Annotated in this window: 14 protein-coding genes and 1 pseudogene; 7 read left to right on the top strand and 8 right to left on the bottom strand. The window is 62.7% G+C overall.

Annotated features, from left to right (window positions below):
• Positions 1-4: 4 nt before the first annotated feature.
• The 5 genes from WJU18_RS20400 to WJU18_RS20380 all read right to left on the bottom strand — a co-directional run bounded on the left by WJU18_RS20400 (position 5) and on the right by WJU18_RS20380 (position 5,495).
• A complete protein-coding gene (locus WJU18_RS20400) occupies positions 5-1,360 on the bottom strand; it encodes a sulfate adenylyltransferase subunit 1 (RefSeq protein WP_423455198.1) in 1,356 nt (451 codons plus the stop codon).
• 127 nt (positions 1,361-1,487) lie between these two features.
• Entirely contained in the window at positions 1,488-2,429 is a 942-nt protein-coding gene (cysD, locus tag WJU18_RS20395) for a sulfate adenylyltransferase subunit CysD (RefSeq protein ID WP_423455197.1), read from the bottom strand.
• Positions 2,426-3,265, bottom strand: coding sequence for a phosphoadenylyl-sulfate reductase (locus WJU18_RS20390; RefSeq protein WP_423455195.1), 840 nt, complete (start codon positions 3,263-3,265; stop codon positions 2,426-2,428). The genes cysD and WJU18_RS20390 overlap by 4 nt, the downstream gene beginning before the upstream one ends.
• Complete coding sequence (locus tag WJU18_RS20385) at positions 3,262-3,651, bottom strand: DUF934 domain-containing protein (protein ID WP_423455194.1); 390 nt, start codon at positions 3,649-3,651, stop codon at positions 3,262-3,264. Before WJU18_RS20385 ends, WJU18_RS20390 begins: the two co-directional genes overlap by 4 nt.
• Positions 3,652-3,689: 38 nt before the next feature.
• Positions 3,690-5,495 carry a nitrite/sulfite reductase gene (locus tag WJU18_RS20380; RefSeq protein ID WP_423455193.1) on the bottom strand — a complete coding sequence of 602 codons (1,806 nt, stop codon included), beginning with the start codon at positions 5,493-5,495 and terminating at the stop codon, positions 3,690-3,692.
• Positions 5,496-5,777: 282 nt separating this feature from the next.
• On the opposite strand from WJU18_RS20380, the gene WJU18_RS20375 reads away from it, so the two are divergent.
• Positions 5,778-6,446 (top strand): 7-cyano-7-deazaguanine/7-aminomethyl-7-deazaguanine transporter, encoded by a 669-nt coding sequence (locus tag WJU18_RS20375; RefSeq protein ID WP_423455191.1) that lies wholly within the window; start codon positions 5,778-5,780, stop codon positions 6,444-6,446.
• Positions 6,447-6,501: 55 nt separating this feature from the next.
• Here the strand turns inward: WJU18_RS20375 and WJU18_RS20370 are convergent, their stop codons facing one another.
• The 3 genes from WJU18_RS20370 to WJU18_RS20360 all read right to left on the bottom strand — a co-directional run bounded on the left by WJU18_RS20370 (position 6,502) and on the right by WJU18_RS20360 (position 9,512).
• The gene (locus WJU18_RS20370) at positions 6,502-8,232 is read right to left on the bottom strand and encodes a PhoH family protein (protein ID WP_423455189.1); all 1,731 of its coding nucleotides are present in this window, start codon (positions 8,230-8,232) and stop codon (positions 6,502-6,504) included.
• A 172-nt stretch (positions 8,233-8,404) separates the two neighbouring features.
• Positions 8,405-8,881 carry a peroxiredoxin gene (locus tag WJU18_RS20365; RefSeq protein ID WP_423455187.1) on the bottom strand — a complete coding sequence of 159 codons (477 nt, stop codon included), beginning with the start codon at positions 8,879-8,881 and terminating at the stop codon, positions 8,405-8,407.
• A gap of 211 nt (positions 8,882-9,092) precedes the next feature.
• On the bottom strand, positions 9,093-9,512 hold the full coding sequence (locus WJU18_RS20360) for an Mth938-like domain-containing protein (protein WP_423455186.1): 420 nt from the start codon (positions 9,510-9,512) through the stop codon (positions 9,093-9,095).
• Positions 9,513-9,598: 86 nt separating this feature from the next.
• On the opposite strand from WJU18_RS20360, the pseudogene WJU18_RS20355 reads away from it, so the two are divergent.
• The 6 genes and pseudogenes from WJU18_RS20355 to moaD all read left to right on the top strand — a co-directional run.
• Positions 9,599-10,828, top strand: a pseudogene (locus WJU18_RS20355) (pyridoxal phosphate-dependent aminotransferase); the annotation flags it as partial.
• A 117-nt stretch (positions 10,829-10,945) separates the two neighbouring features.
• Complete coding sequence (locus tag WJU18_RS20350; protein WP_423461055.1) at positions 10,946-12,292, top strand: homoserine dehydrogenase; 1,347 nt, start codon at positions 10,946-10,948, stop codon at positions 12,290-12,292.
• Positions 12,293-12,473: 181 nt separating this feature from the next.
• A complete protein-coding gene (gene thrC, locus WJU18_RS20345) occupies positions 12,474-13,901 on the top strand; it encodes a threonine synthase (RefSeq protein WP_423455184.1) in 1,428 nt (475 codons plus the stop codon).
• Between the two features lie 25 nt (positions 13,902-13,926).
• Positions 13,927-14,484 carry a molybdopterin-guanine dinucleotide biosynthesis protein B gene (gene mobB, locus WJU18_RS20340; protein WP_423455182.1) on the top strand — a complete coding sequence of 186 codons (558 nt, stop codon included), beginning with the start codon at positions 13,927-13,929 and terminating at the stop codon, positions 14,482-14,484.
• A gap of 85 nt (positions 14,485-14,569) precedes the next feature.
• Complete coding sequence (gene glp, locus WJU18_RS20335) at positions 14,570-15,826, top strand: gephyrin-like molybdotransferase Glp (RefSeq protein ID WP_423455180.1); 1,257 nt, start codon at positions 14,570-14,572, stop codon at positions 15,824-15,826.
• A complete protein-coding gene (gene moaD, locus WJU18_RS20330) occupies positions 15,823-16,074 on the top strand; it encodes a molybdopterin converting factor subunit 1 (RefSeq protein WP_423455179.1) in 252 nt (83 codons plus the stop codon). The genes glp and moaD overlap by 4 nt, the downstream gene beginning before the upstream one ends.
• The last annotated feature ends 60 nt before the right edge of the window (positions 16,075-16,134 follow it).

Genomic DNA, 16,134 nt, shown 5'->3' with positions numbered 1-16,134 from the left:
ATATCTATCGCACCAGTACCGCGCCCGCTGTCTTGTGACTGGCCGTATCGACCAGGATCAGAGAACCCAGCGCGCGGCTTTGCGCGAACGGTGTGGCCGGAATGGATTCCTGCAGTGCCAATTCCACATGGCCAATGGCATTGGGCTCCAGCTGCACCGCTTCTTCCCGTGCCAGTGTCTGGATGTTCAGACGCTCCACCACGCGTTTGACCTTGGCCTTGATCCAGCGATGGCCATGCAGCGCCCAGTACACACGGCCGGCCACCAGGGGCTCGTCGTCCAGCCAGGCGACCGTGGCGTTCAGTTCGCGCGAGGTGGGCCATGCGGAACGCGGCGTTTCCTCAAAATCATCGGACGAAGCTTCTGGTGCAGCCGCGATCCAGTCGCCGCGGGAGACATCGAGCTCGCGATCGAGAATGACACCCGCGCTGTGGCCTGCAGCCACCGCCCCCGGACGGCGCGCATGATCGAGCACCTGTGCCACTACCGCCGTCTGGCCGCCGGGCAGCAAGGCCACCCGCGTGCCGGGGGCGACTTGGCCGGTGGCGACCCGGCCCCAGAACACGCGGCGGCCCTGCGAGGTATCGCTGGAAGACGAGAACTTCTCCACCCACTGGACCGGGAAAGCCAGCGGCAAGCCGGTTTCGCGGGGGGTGACGGGCAGGCTCTCCAGAATCTGCAGCAGTGATGGGCCTTCGTAGCCGCACCAGCCTGCTTGCTGCCGGTTTTCTTCCACGACATTCCAGCCCTTGAGCGCGGAAATCGGGAGAACCGCGGTAGCCTGGATGCCGGCATCGCGTGCGAAGGCTTGCAGTGCGTCGCGGATGTGCGCGAAGGCGAGCGGCGGATTGGCCACCGCATCGAGTTTATTGATGGCGAACACCACTGAGGGCACGCGCAGCAACTGCAACAAGAGCGTATGGCGGCGGGTTTGCGGCAGCAGGGCGAGGTCCGCGTTTTCCCAGTCCAGCTTGGTCGCGTCGACCAGCACCACGGCCGCATCCGCCTGCGAGGCAGCGGTCACCATGTTGCGCGTGTATTGCTCGTGCCCCGGCGCATCGCCAATGATGAACTTGCGCGATTCGGTGCTGAAATAGCGGTAAGCCACATCAATGGTGATGCCTTGCTCCCGCTCGGCGGAAAGGCCGTCGGTGAGCAGCGCCAGATCCGCTTCGCCTTGCCGCGTGACACCCGCCAGGTGGTCTTGCAGCACCGATTTGCTGTCCACCAGCAGCCGGCCGATCAAGGTGCTCTTGCCATCGTCCACGCTGCCGCAGGTGATGAAGCGCAAGGCGGCCTGGGTGTCCTGGGAGCTGGTTGCCGCGGAGAGGCTGGGGGAAATCGTCGATTCAATAGTCATTGCTTCACCTACACATAAAGGCTGGGGCGCAAGCCCCGCCGCCGTTCAAGGGCGCCACGGCGCCGGCTTTGCCAAGCCACTGGCGCGTCCCCTTGAGGGGAAGACGCCGAAGGCGGCTCAGGGGTGATCAAAAATACCCGTCTTTTTTGCGCTTTTCCATGGAGGCATCGGAGGTCTTGTCGTCCATCCGGGTGGCTCCGCGCTCGCTCACATCGGCCGCCAGGGTCTCGATGACGATCTCGCCCGGCGTAGCGGCCTGGCTGGGGACAGGGCAAGTGCAGGTGATGTCGCCCACGGTACGGAAGCGCACGGTGCGCGTTTGAGGGGTTTCGCCCTCCCTGGTCGGCGTGAGCGGTGTCACCGGTACCAGCAGGCCGCGGCGCTCGACCACCTGGCGCTCATGAGCGTAGTAGAGGCTGGGCAGGCCGATGCGCTCACGCTCGATGTATTGCCACACATCAAGCTCAGTCCAGTTGCTGATCGGGAACACCCGGAAGTGCTCACCGCTGGCCAGGCGGGAGTTGAACAGTGTCCAGAGTTCGGGCCGCTGCGCCTTGGGCTGCCACTGGCCGAAGCTGTCGCGGTGGCTGAAAATGCGCTCCTTGGCGCGCGCTTTTTCTTCGTCGCGCCGGGCGCCGCCAATGAGCGCATCGAAGCGGAACTCATCGATCGCCTCCAGCAAGGTGACCGACTGGTGCGCGTTGCGGCTCTCGTCCGCGTGCGCAAGGCGCACCGTGCCGCGGGCCATGCTGTCTTCCACGCTGCGCACGATCAACTCGGCTTGCAGTTCCGCGGCGCGCTGGTCCCGGAAATCGGTGACTTCCGGAAAATTGTGGCCGGTATCGATCATCAGCAAGGGGTATGGAATCCTGCCCGCGCCGAAAGCCTTCTCCGCGCACTTGAGCAGGACCAGCGAATCCTTGCCGCCCGAGAACAGCAGAGCAGGGCGCTCGAAGGCTGCAGCGACCTCACGCAGGATGAAGATGGTCTCTTCTTCCAGCGCGTCCAGATGGGCGTTGCTCAGCTGATGCGTGGGCTGCAGAAGCTGGGGATCGGTGCGAGCGTTCATGCGTGGGCCTGTTCGGGTTGGCTGTTGTTCTTTTCCGCGCTCAAAGGCAGAGCGGAGGATGCTTTTACGTGCAAGCCGCATTCCTTGGCGGCCTCGTCTTCCCACCACCAGCGGCCGGCCCGGAAGTCCTCGCCCACGGTAATGGCGCGTGTGCAAGGGGCGCAGCCAATGCTGGGGTAGAACTGATCGTGCAGCGGGTTGTAGGGCACCTCATTCTTGGAGATGTAGTGCCATACGTCGCCCCAGGTCCAGTTCGCCAAGGGGTTGTACTTGAGCAGGTTCTTGCTTTCTTCCTCGGAGCGGTCCACAAGGTCCACTTCGGCGCGGGCGCCTGACTGCTCGCGCCGCAGGCCTGTCACCCAGGCGTTCTTGCCGGCCAGTGCGCGGGCCAGTGGCTCCATCTTGCGGATGTGGCAGCAGGATTTGCGCAGCTCGATGCTTTTGTACATGGCTTCCTTGCCTTCGCGCGCCACGAACTGCACCACCGATTCCTGCACCGGGTGGTAGACCGTGAGCGGCGCGTGCGGATACCCGGTCTGCTGCGTTTTCAATTGATCGATCAACGCCAGCGTTTCCGCGTGCAGCGCGCCGGTGTCGAGCACGAAAATGCCGATGGGCAGCGCGTGCGTGTTGATAAGGTGGGTGATGACCATGTCTTCCGCGCCCAGGCTGCTCGCTTGGGCCACGGGGCCGGTGGCCGCCGCCTTGAGCAGCGTGACCACGGTTTCATGCAGCTTGGCATCGAAATCGCGGGAAGGGCGGGCGTACAGATCGATGGCCGGGGCGGCAGCCGCCGCTAATCCCGCCACGTCCGGCAAGGCGCTGACGGCGCTCATGCTGTCTCCAGCCTGGCGAAATGCGGCAGGGGCTGCTGCACGTCACCCTGGTAGAAGCCGGCGTAGCGCCTGAATTGCCGGTCGGCGGCGCCGGCGTCAACGCCGGGGGCCAGCACCGCACTGGTGAACCCGCTGCGGGCCATTTGCACCAACTGGTCGATCAGCACATCACCCGTGGCGCGGATATCGCCCGCAAAGCCGAAGCGCCTGCGCAGCAGAACCGCCTGGCTGAAAGCGCGGCCGTCGGTGAACTTCGGGAAATTCAGGTCGATGCGCTGGACATCCTCGAATGCGCCTTCCGCCGCCAGCGCCGCGAGATCGGCATCGTTGGCGATCTCCAGGGTGTCGGGGGTGAGAGTGGATTCTGTGGCGGCAATCAGTTTCATGGCGTTTTCCTGTGGGCTTCGCGAGTCCTTGGCGTTGTTTACGCGAGGGCTTCTTCGTTGGTGCGGGCGGCGCGGTGCTGTGTGTGGCGGGCCGCGTTGGCAGCTTGCTTGAAGGGGTCGTGCCCCACGCGGCGCAGCGTGTCGATGAAATGTTCGGCAGCGCTCGTGCGCAGCACGCGGTAGGTGTCCAGAACGGCTTCGATGACGCCCGGCACTTCAGCGGCCGAGAACGACGGACCGACCACCTTGCCCGCATGCGCAGGGCCTGAGAGGGCAGAGCCATCCGAGCCGCCCAGCGTGATCTGATACCACTCCTTGCCGTCCTTGTCGACGCCCAGGATGCCGATGTGCCCGCTATGGTGGTGGCCGCAGCTGTTGATGCAGCCGCTCATGTGCAGATCGATCGGTCCCAGATCGGTGACTTCGTCGATGTCCTGGTACAGCTCTGTCAGCGCGGCAGCGATAGGCAGAGAACGGGCATTGGCGAGAGAGCAGAAATCACCGCCAGGGCAAGCGATCATGTCGCTGATGAGACCGATATTGGGCTGAACCAACCCCAGTGCCTTGGCACGCTCATACAGGGCAGGCAGGTCGCTGGCATGCACCCAGGGCAGGATCAGGTTCTGCTTGTGCGTGATGCGCGCCTCGCCAGCGCTGAACACATCGGCGAGTTCAGCCACGGCATCCAGTACGTCGGCATCGGCATCGCCAGGGGCAGCACCAGGGCGTTTGAAGGAGAGGGTGGCCACACGCAACTCCGGCAGGCGGTGTGCCTGCACGTTCTGCGCCAGCCAGCGCTGGTAAGCCTTGGCGTTCACATCGGTCTGGCTCGGCTGGTTCGCCGCCCGGAGCTCGGGCACCACGAAGCAGGCGGCCACGCGGTCCAGCTCAGCCTGGGTGATGGTGTGGGGCGCGCCGTCTTTTTCCACGATGTCGCGGAATTCGGCTTCCACCTCATCGATGAATTTCTGGCCTTCTGCTTTCACCAGGATCTTGATGCGAGCTTTCCACTTGTTGTCCCGGCGGCCATAGCGGTTGTAGACCCGCACCACGGCTTCGACGAAGTTCAGCAGTTGCGCCCAAGGCAGGAATTCGCGTACCACGCTGCCAATGACCGGCGTGCGGCCCATGCCGCCGCCCACCTTGACCGTGAATCCAACCTCGCCGGCATCGTTGCGCAGGGCCTGCAGGCCGATGTCGTACCAGCCCGTCGCGGCCCGGTCTTCTTCGGCGCCGTTGAAGGCGATCTTGAATTTGCGCGGCAGGAAAGCAAACTCGGGGTGAAACGTACTCCACTGGCGCATGATCTCCGCGAAGGGGCGGGTGTCCACGATTTCGTCGGGCGCGATGCCTTCCAGGGCTTCGCAGGTAATGTTGCGGATGGTGTTGCCGCTGGTCTGGATGCCATGCATATGCACGCTGGCCAGCAGCTCCATCACATCGGCGGCTTTCGAGAGCGGGATCCAGTTGAACTGGACGTTGGTACGCGTGGTGAAGTGACCGTAGCCGTACTTGAGCGGCGCGGCGGCGAGGGTCAGGCCGGGCTGAGCGGCCTGCAGCTCGTCCTGCGTGGCCTGCGCCTGGGCGAGCAGGGCTGGCTCGGGCCGGTCATACTCGCGTGCGATATGGGCCAAGGTACGAAGCTGCTTGCTGCTGACTTCACCGTAGGGCACGGCAATGCGGGCCATGGGGGCGTAACGCTGCACGTACCAACCGTTCTGCAGACGCAACGGCAGAAACTGCTCGTCGCTCAATTCACCGCGCTGCCAGCGCTCGAGCTGGTCGCGGAACTGCTGCGCGCGCAAGGTGACGAACTGGCGATCGAATTCGGTGTATTGGTACATTATTTGCCCGGATAAAATCCGCGAAACGTGGGTCTGAGCTTGAATGTACCGGCGGCTTATGCAAAAACAAACCAATTCTTTGTTGTTGATATATGCTGATTCCGTATAAAGAAGTGTGAAAGCCTGACTTGACGGACTTGACGGACTTGACGGACTTGACGGACTTGACGGGCTGGCAAAGACCCCCTTGAACATGTTCTTAGCCCGCTACAAACTACAATTAGCAGCTGGCAATCGTGCCGAGATGGGTTCCCTCGCCCCCATTCATCAAAAAGGACTGTCATGTTGTCTACTCAGGCGGCGTCTTCCCGCGTGCCGTTTTATCTTTCCCTTCTGGTGGCATTCCATATCGCCATCGTCATCGCCAGCAATTACCTGGTGCAACTGCCGATCAGCTTGCTGGGCTTTCACAGCACCTGGGGCGCGTTCAGTTTTCCGTTCATCTTCCTGGCCACGGATCTGACGGTGCGGCTCATTGGCAAGTCATCAGCGCGGCGCGTCATCACCCGGGCGATGCTGCCGGCGCTGGTGGCTTCGTATGCCGTGGGCGTGCTGTTTCACGACGGCCGCTTCAATGGCTTTGCCGCCCTGGGCGATTTCAACGCTTTTGTTTTCCGGATCGCGTTGGCCAGCTTCGCGGCCTACGTGCTGGGGCAACTGCTTGACATTCAGGTGTTTGACCGTATCCGCCAGCAGAGCCGCGCATGGTGGCTGGCGCCTGCGGCCGCATCGGTGTTCGGCCAGGCCCTGGACACGGCGGCCTTCTTCTCCATTGCGTTCTGGCGCAGCGCTGACCCCTTCATGGCCGCCCATTGGGTGGAGATTGCGGTGGTCGACTACGTGATCAAGCTGGCCGTGAGCCTGCTGCTGTTCGTGCCGGCCTATGGCGTGGCCCTGACGGCGATTGTGCGCACCATGCGGCAGAGCTCAGCGCCAACGGTGGCGGCTTGATTGATGCATAAAAAAACCGGCAGTGCTGCCGGTTTTTTTGTGGAGTGAGCGAAAATCAAAGGATCTCGCTGGCAAAGTCCGCCAGGCGAGAACGTTCACCACGCGCCAGCGTGATGTGCCCGCCATGGGGCCAGCCCTTGAAGCGGTCAACGGCGTAAGTTAGCCCCGATGAGCCTTCGGTGAGGTAGGGGGTATCGATCTGCGCCAGGTTGCCCATGCAGATGATCTTGGTGCCGGGCCCGGCCCGGGTGATCAAGGTCTTCATCTGCTTGGGCGTCAGGTTCTGTGCCTCATCGATGATGATCCACTTGTTCATGAAGGTGCGCCCGCGCATGAAGTTCATGCTCTTGATCTTGATCCGGCTGCGGATCAGTTCATTGGTGGCGGCGCGCCCCCATTCGCCGGCACCGCCGGTATCTCCCTTGGCCAGGAATTCGAGGTTGTCGTCCAGTGCGCCCATCCAGGGGCCCATCTTTTCCTCTTCGGTGCCAGGCAAGAATCCGATGTCTTCGCCTACGCTCACCGTGGCGCGGGTCATGATGATCTCGGTATAGCGGCGGTCGTCCAGCACCTGCGTCAGGCCGGAGGCCAGGGCCAGCAGCGTCTTGCCGGTACCGGCTGTGCCAGCCAGGGTGACGAAGTCGATCTCCGGATCCATGAGCAGGTTGAGGGCAAAATTCTGCTCGCGGTTGCGGCTGGTGACACCCCACACGGCGTTCTTCAGATGGGCAAAATCCCGCAGCGTCTTGAGCACGGCCGTCTTGTCGCGGATCTCGGCCACGCGTGCGTAGAGGCTGGGCTCGCCCGGCGCCTCGAAGTACACGAACTGATTGATCATCAGGCTGGGCACGATCGGGCCGCTGATGCGGTAGTACGTGTGGCTGCCGGATTGCCAGCTTTCCACGGTCTTGCTTTGGCGTGTCCAGAAGTCAGGAGGCAACTGCAGGGAGCCCGAGTAGAGCAGGTCGCCGTCTTCCAGCGTCTTGTCGTTCTCGTAGTCTTCTGCGGAAAGCCCCAGCGCACGCGCCTTGACCCGCATGTTGATGTCTTTCGACACCAGGACGACCTCTCGCGGCGTGTGCTTTTTCTCCAGCGCGGCCACCACGCCCAGGATCTGGTTGTCGGCCTTGCCTTGCGGCAGCGCGGCCGGCATGGTGGCATCGAGCGGTGTGGTTTCAAAATACAGTTTGCCGCCGGCTTCGCGGTAGCCGGTGGAGTCCAGCTTGAGCCCGGCGGCCATGTCGGCGCCTTTGACGCCCGCCAGGGCATCGAGCAGCCGGCTGGTCTGGCGGCCGTTGCGGGCGACCTCGGTCATGCCCTTCTTATGGCTGTCGAGTTCTTCCAGCACGATCATCGGCAGGAAGATGTCGTGCTCTTCGAAGCGGAAGAGCGCCATCGGGTCGTGCAGCAGCACATTGGTGTCGAGCACGAACAGCCGTGCCGGGCCAGGCATGGTCTTGCGTTTGGCCGAGACGGGCGCTGCGGGCTTGGCAGCCGCTTTCTTGGCCGGGGCGGGGGATGCCGCTGTGCGAGGGGCTGCCGCCGGCTTCTGGCGGGCCGGGGCGCGGGCGGCAGGTTGTTCCACCACGACGACAGGCGCCGCGATGGGAGCGACAGAGGCCGCGGCAGGCTGCTCGGTGAGCAGGCGTGCCACGGGGCGGGAGGCTTCGGCGGCAGAAGTGGGCGCGTTGGTGGCTGGGCGGGTTTTGGTACGCCGCGCGGACAGGTCAATCACCTCGGAAGACAGCTGGGCGCCGCGCTTGGCGGGCGGAGGAGGCAGGGGCATGAGGGTGCTTCAGGCGTAGTACAAACGAAAAAGCCGCCTTGAAGCCAAGGCGGCTTGAGTGATGGAGAGCATTTCCGTGTGCGATGGCATTCAGCCCATTATGCACATGCCTTCGCGACAATTCACAGGCACAAGCAGGCGAAAGCGGCTCGAAAGTACTCCCCGGTCCGTTTTACGCGGCTTTTTTCATGACTTTGACGGCTTTCAGCACGTCTTCCACGTGGCCCGGTACTTTCAGGCCGCGCCATTCCTGCACCAGAATGCCTTCCGGGCTGATCAGGAACGTGCTGCGCTCGATGCCCTTGACCTTCTTGCCGTACATGATCTTGTTCTTGACCACGCCAAACATGTGGCACATTTTTTCTTCGGTATCGGCGATCAGTTCGAAAGGCAGCTCAAGCTTGGCCTTGAAATCCTCGTGCGATTTCATGTTGTCACGCGAAACACCGAAAACCACGGCGCCGGCCTTGACGAAATCCTTGTACTTGTCGCGAAACTGCATCGCTTCGGTGGTGCAGCCAGGCGTGTTGTCCTTGGGGTAGAAGTACAGGATCAGCGCCTCTCCCAGGTGGGAGGTATTGGTAACCTTGATATCGCCAGTGGCGATCGCTTCAAATTCGGGCAGGGGTTTGTTGACAACGATCGCCATATGAACTTCAATCTCTCTCGTGACAGGTTTTTGTGGACGCGGCACGCCCGGAATCTTTTAACCCCGGCGTTGCAACCCGCACGTTCGTGAAAGCAGTAAGGCTTCTCGTGAAAGCCTTTGCCTGAAAGCCTCAGCCTTGGCTGTGGGCTCATTCAACCAATCGGGTTAAATCAATCGTGTCGGGCGCCGCAACAGTCAGCAACCCCGAATTTTACTCTATTTGCGCTCCGGATGTGAGCCCGGCGCCCGGTTTACCCGACTCCTGAAGGAGTGCAACCACCACTCGCCGCCCCTCGCCGGCGAGGATGTTGTAGGTGCGGCATGCGGCGGGCGTATCCATGGTTTCCACTCCGATGTGCGCCTCGATCAGCGGCCGCAGCCACTGCGGGCGCGGGAAGCGCAGGCGCTCGCCGCTGCCGAAAATGACCAGCTCCGGCACGGGAGTGGTTTGAATCAGGCGGGCGAAATGCGCCGCGCTCAGGTTCTCGAAGCTGTCGCAGTCCCAGTTCGCTTGTGCGCCGCTGGCGTGCAGGATCAGGCTGTGTGTGATGCGCTCGCTGCCGATGGCTACCCAGCCAGGGCCGTAACCGCTGATGGTGGCTGCGCCAGTAAGGTCGGGCTGGAATTTCATGTGCGCTGGAAAACCTTGGATGGGATGAACTGTGTTCAAATTGTAGGTTTCCCCAAGCAAGAACGCTGTTACTGGAGGACTTCACCATGAAGGCCATCAAGAAATCGGCCAAACTGGCCAATGTGCTCTATGACGTACGCGGCCCCATCGTGGACGCCGCGCGCCAGATGGAGGACGAAGGTCAGAAGATCATCAAGCTGAACATCGGCAACATGGCGCCGTTCGGCTTCGATCCGCCTGAAGAAGTCGTGCAGGACATGGCGCGCAACCTGCCTGATTCGGCAGGCTACTCCGACAGCAAGGGTATTTTCGCGGCGCGCAAGGCCGTGATGCACTATACGCAGCAGCAGGGCATTGCGGGCGTGACGCTGGAAGACATCTACCTGGGCAACGGCGCCAGCGAGCTGATCCAGATGGCTACCAACGCGTTGCTCAACGAGGGCGATGAGCTGCTGGTGCCTTCGCCCGATTACCCGCTGTGGACGGCTGCTACCAGCCTTTCTGGCGGTGTGCCGGTGCATTATGAATGCCGTGAAGACAACGGCTGGATGCCGGACCTCTCCGACATGCGCGCCAAGATCACGCCACGCACGCGCGGCATCGTGATCATCAATCCCAACAACCCCACCGGGGCGCTCTACAGCGACGAGTTGCTGCTAGGTGTCGTGCAGATAGCGCGCGAGCACGGGCTTGTGCTGCTGGTGGATGAGGTCTATGACAAGGTGCTGTATGACGGTGTGAAGCACACCGCGATGGCTTCGTTGTCCACGGATGTGCTCACGCTCACCTTCAATTCGCTGTCCAAGGCGTACCGGTCGTGCGGCTACCGTGCCGGCTGGATGGTGGTCTCGGGCGACAAATCGGCCGCGCGCGACTACATCGAAGGCCTGAACATGCTGGCCAACCTCAAGCTCGGCTCCAACGTGCCGGGGCAGTGGGCCATTCAGACCGCGCTGGGAGGCTACCAGAGCATCAACGACCTGGTATGCGAGGGCGGGCGCCTTCGCCGCCAGCGTGACCTGGCGTACGAGCTCATCACCGCCATTCCAGGCGTGACCTGCGTCAAGCCGCAGGCCGCGCTGTACATGTTTCCCCGCCTTGATCCCAAGATGTATCCGATCGAGGATGACCGCCAGTTCTTCATGGAGGTGCTCCGCGCCACGCGTGTGATGCTGGTGCAGGGCTCGGGTTTCAATTACACCGATCAGCAGCACTTCCGCATCGTGTTCCTTCCGCATGAGGAAGATCTGCGTGTGGCCATCGGGCGGCTGGCGAAGTTCCTGGAGCAGTACCGCGCGCGCCGCGCGCATACCGCGCCAGTGGTTGATATTGCTTCGAAAAAGGGGCTGCGCGCGCCTGATTCGTCAGAGCGGCCGCATGTTTCGTACGTTTCGCAAGTTCGGATTGTTTGCAAGTTTGGATTTTTTCATCTCATGAATCCCATCAAAGTAGGTCTGCTGGGCATTGGCACCGTTGGAAGCGGCACGTTCAATGTGTTGAAACGCAATCAGGAAGAAATCCGGCGCCGCGCCGGCCGCGGCATTGCCGTGGCCATGGTGGCCGATCTCAACACCGAGCGCGCCCAGGAGATCGTGGGCCCTGAGGTGCAGGTGGTGGCTGATGCCCGTGCCGTGATCGCCAATCCCGAGATCGAGATCGTCATCGAGCTCATCGGCGGCTATGGGATTGCCAAGACGCTCGTGATGGAAGCCATTGCCGCCGGCAAGCACGTGGTGACCGCCAACAAGGCGCTGCTTGCGGTGCATGGCACGGAGATCTTCGAAGCGGCGCAGAAAAAGGGTGTCATGGTGGCTTTCGAGGCCGCCGTGGCAGGGGGCATCCCTATCATCAAGGCGCTGCGTGAAGGCCTGACGGCCAACCGTATCCAATGGATCGCCGGCATCATCAACGGCACCACGAACTTCATCCTGAGCGAAATGCGCGATAAAGGGCTGGATTTCGATACCGTGCTCAAGGAGGCTCAGGCGCTGGGTTACGCCGAAGCCGACCCCACCTTCGATATCGAGGGGGTGGATGCGGCGCACAAGGCGACCATCATGAGCGCCATCGCCTTCGGTATTCCGGTGCAATTCGACAAAGCCTATGTCGAGGGCATCACCAAGCTTTCTTCCACGGATATCCGCTACGCCGAGCAGCTCGGCTACCGCATCAAGCTGCTGGGCATTACCAAGCGGCGCGAAGGTGAAGGGGTGGAGTTGCGCGTGCATCCCACGCTGGTGCCGGCGCGCCGCCTGCTTGCCAATGTGGAAGGCGCCATGAATGCCGTGGTGGTCAATGGCGATGCCGTGGGCACCACGCTGTACTACGGCAAGGGCGCCGGCAGTGAGCCCACCGCCAGCGCGGTGATCGCCGATCTGGTGGACGTGACCCGCCTGGCTACCAGCGACCCGCAGCACCGGGTGCCGCACCTGGCGTTCCAGCCGGGCGCGCTGCGCGACGTGAGCGTGCTACCGATGGACAAGGTGATCACCAGCTACTACCTGCGCCTGCGCGTGAAGGACGAAGCCGGCGTGCTGTCCACCGTGACGCGGATCCTGGCCGACGCCGGCATCAGCATCAATGCCGTGCTGCAGCGTGAAGCCGATGACGTCGCCGGTACGGATGCCGGCGCTGGCGAGGCCACGCCCGACCAGACCGACCTCATTATCCTCACGCACGATACCAGCGAAGGCACGATGAACGTGGCGCTGGCGCAGCTGCAGTCGCTGCCGCCCGTGCTGCAGCCCATCGTACGCATCCGCAAGGAAGAGTTGGCCTGAAGGCTTGCATGCCCCCCTGAGTCGCTTTCGCGCCTTCCCCCGAGGGGACGCACCCAGCAGCCTGGCAAAGCCAGCTCTGCGGGTGCTCTGATATGGCCTGCTCCGCGGCCTTCCAGGGTTGGTGCTTCATGCGTTGCGGGCGCGCGGCGCAGATAATTGAGATGCGTTCTCCATCTTTCGAATGAACTACCTTTCTACTCGTGGCGATGCCACTCCCCGCAAGTTCTGCGACATCCTGCTGGAAGGCCTGGCGCCTGACGGCGGCCTGTACCTGCCTGAGGGGTACCCGCAGATTGATGCCGCCACGCTGGCGGTCTGGCGCCGCGTGCATGACGAGCAAGGCTATGCCGCCCTGGCGTTCGAGATCCTGTCGCTGTACATCGACGACATTCCGGCGGATGACCTGAAGGCCATCTGTGCCAAGACCTATACGCCCGAGGTTTTCGGGAACAAGGTCATCGTGCCGCTGAAGCAGCTGCAGGACGGTTTTTATCTTGAGGCACTGTCCAATGGTCCCACACTGGCCTTCAAGGACATGGCCATGCAGCTGCTGGGCAACCTGTTTGAGTACGAATTGGCGCGGCGCGGCCAGCAACTGAACATTCTTGGCGCCACGAGCGGCGACACGGGCAGCGCGGCCGAGTACGCCATGCGGGGCAAAAAAGGCATTCGCGTGTTCATGCTCAGCCCGCACGGCCGCATGAGCGCTTTTCAACAGGCGCAGATGTTCTCCCTGCAGGACGAGAACATCCACAATATTGCCATCGAAGGTGTGTTCGATGACTGCCAGGACATCGTCAAGGCCGTCAGTAATGATCTGGCGTTCAAGCGCCAGTACAACATCGGCACCGTGAACTCGATCAACTGGGCCAGGCTTCTGGCGCAGGTCGTCTACTACTTTGCGGGCTATTTCCAGGCCACGGCCTCCAATGCGGAGACGGTCAGCTTTACCGTGCCGAGCGGCAATTTCGGTAACGTCTGCGCCGGCCACGTGGCGCGCATGATGGGTCTGCCCATCCGGCAACTGGTGGTGGCCACGAACGAAAACGACGTGCTCGACGAATTCTTCCGCACCGGCGTCTATCGCGTGCGGGCCGCGGCAGATACGCATGAAACCTCCAGCCCGTCGATGGACATCAGCAAGGCCAGCAACTTCGAGCGTTTCGTGTTCGATCTGCTTGGGCGAGATGGGGCCCGCGTCAAGGCGCTTTTCGGCGAATCCCTGGCGAAGGCCGGCAGTTTCGACCTGAGCGGCGACGAAGCCTTCAAGCAGGCTGCCAGCCGTTACGGCTTCGTGAGTGGCAAGAGCACGCACGCCGATCGCCTGGCCACGATTCGGCGGGTGTTCAAAGAGCACGGCTTGATGATCGACACCCACACCGCGGACGGCGTGAAGGTGGCCAGCGAATATGTGCAGCCTGGCGTGCCGATGATCGTGCTGGAGACCGCGCTGCCGATCAAGTTCGCCGCGACCATCGTGGAAGCCTTGGGCCGGGAGCCCGACCGGCCCGCCAAATTCGAAGGTATTGAAGCATTGCCGCGCCGCGTGCAGGTGATGTCCGCTGACGCTGGCGCTGTTCAAAGCCTCATCGCCGCCCATTGCGGCTGATGCGGCCGATCCGGCGAGGCCGCTTATGAATGTAGTTTGCTTCGCCGGCTATTCCGGCTCTGGCAAGACGGATCTGATCGAGCGCCTGATTCCGGCGTTCAAGCAGCGTGGCCTTCGCGTGTCGGTGGCCAAGCATGCGCACCACAAGTTTGATATCGACCACGCCGGAAAGGATACCTTTCGCCACCGTGAGGCCGGCGCGTTCGAGGTGGTGGTGGCCTCCAACCGGAGGCTGGCGCTCATGCGCGAGTTTGAACAGGAGGCACAACTCTCCGTACACCACCTGCTGGCTGAACTGTATGACGGCGTGGATTGGGTGTTCGTAGAGGGCTTCAAGAGCAGCGACCTGCTGAAAATCGAAGTTTGGCGCCAGGCGGCAGGCAAGCCGGCACGTTACGCGGACGATCAGTTCATCGTCGCCATTGCTACCGATTCGCCTGCCGCGCTACCCGAGGCCACCCTGCGGCCCGTGCTGGATTTGAACGATGCCGATGCCGTGGCAGACTGGCTACTGGACAATGGGCACCGGTTCGAATATGACGCCAACCGGCACCTGTCCGCTCTCGATGTCGGCAGCACCTGATATTGGCTGCTCCGAGATCGTGAATACGTTCTGAGGCCTATCCGATGCCGATGCTTGGTCTTTTCATCTGATTTTTGCCTGATCGATGCCTGCTTCCACCAACCGCCGCTCACCACTGATGCCGCTCGATGAGGCCATGGAGCGGTTGCTTGCGCATGCACTTCCGCTGGCCCGCCACGAGCGTGTCAGTACCTTTGACGCCGCGGATCGCGTATTGGCCGAGAGCATCGTCTCCGGCCTGCAGGTGCCTCCCCACGACAACTCTTCCATGGATGGCTATGCCGTCCGTGCCGCCGATGTGGCGGGCCCTGGTACCGTATTGCCGGTCACGCAGCGCATCGCGGCCGGGCACGCGGGCGAGTCGCTCGCACCAGCCAGCGCGGCGCGCATCTTCACGGGCGCCCCCATGCCGGCGGGGGCTGATGCCGTGGTCATGCAGGAAGACACCGAGGTGCTGGGGGAGGGCGCGCAAGTGCGCATCAACGCAGTCCCTGTGCAAGGCCAGTGGGTGCGCAGAGCGGGTGAAGATGTCCGGCGAGGGGCCGTCATACTGCAGCAGGGCGAGCGTCTCAAAGCGGCCAGCATCGGACTGGCGGCTGGTATCGGCATGGACAAGCTCACCGTGAGCGCCCGCCCGCGCGTGGCGCTGTTTTCCACCGGCGACGAACTGGTGATGCCAGGCCAGGTGCCGCCGGAGCAGATGAAGCCGGACGCCATCTACAACAGCAACCGTTTCTTCCTGTGCGCATTGCTGCGGCGGCTGGGCTGCGAGGTGAGCGACCTGGGCATCGTCCCTGACCGGCTCGAAGCCACGCTCGATGCGCTGAAAAGCGCCGCCGAGCAGCATGATCTGATCCTGACCAGCGGCGGCGTTTCCGTGGGCGAGGAAGACCACATCAAGCCAGCGGTGGAGCAGCTCGGTACGCTCGATTTGTGGCAAATCGGCATGAAACCGGGCAAGCCGTTCGCCTACGGACACATCCGCCGCGGCGGTTCAGGGCAAACGCACTTCGTAGGTTTGCCTGGCAATCCCGTGTCGAGTTTTGTCACTTTCCTTCTGCTGGTGCGGCCATTCCTGCTCAAACTGCAAGGCGCCACCCAGCTCACGGTGCCCTCGGTGCCGATGCGCGCTGATTTCGCGCTTGCCAAGCCCGACAAGCGGCGGGAATTCCTGCGCGCGCGGCGCAATGCCCATGGGGGGCTCGATCTATTCCCCAACCAAAGCTCTGGAGTGCTCACCTCGGCTCATTGGGCTGACGGTTTGATCGACCATCCGGCCGGAGCCACCATTGCGGAAGGGGACATGGTACGGTTCATTCCTCTGGCGGAGCTGCTGGCATGAAGACGATCACGATCCGCTATTTCGCCAGCATCCGAGAGGCCTTGGGCAGCGGCGAGTCGTTGCAGACCTCGGCGGCCACAGTGGCTGAGTTGCGTGATGAACTCATCGCCCGTGGAGGCGCCCATGCCGAAGCCTTGGCACGCGGGAGGGCGGTGCGCGTGGCGCTGAATCAGCTGATGAGCAGCGAATCGGCCGAGCTGCTGGACGGGGCAGAATTGGCCTTCTTTCCGCCAGTCACAGGTGGTTGACGCGCGGCAACACCGCTGCGCGATCAAGTGCAAGAGGGGGTTGGTGCCGCTTTCCTGGCT

Origin of the sequence: Ottowia sp. VDI28 (assembly GCF_049532675.1) — a bacterium.
Lineage (GTDB): Bacteria > Pseudomonadota > Gammaproteobacteria > Burkholderiales > Burkholderiaceae_C > Ottowia.
This window is presented reverse-complemented; position numbering and strand designations above follow the sequence as displayed.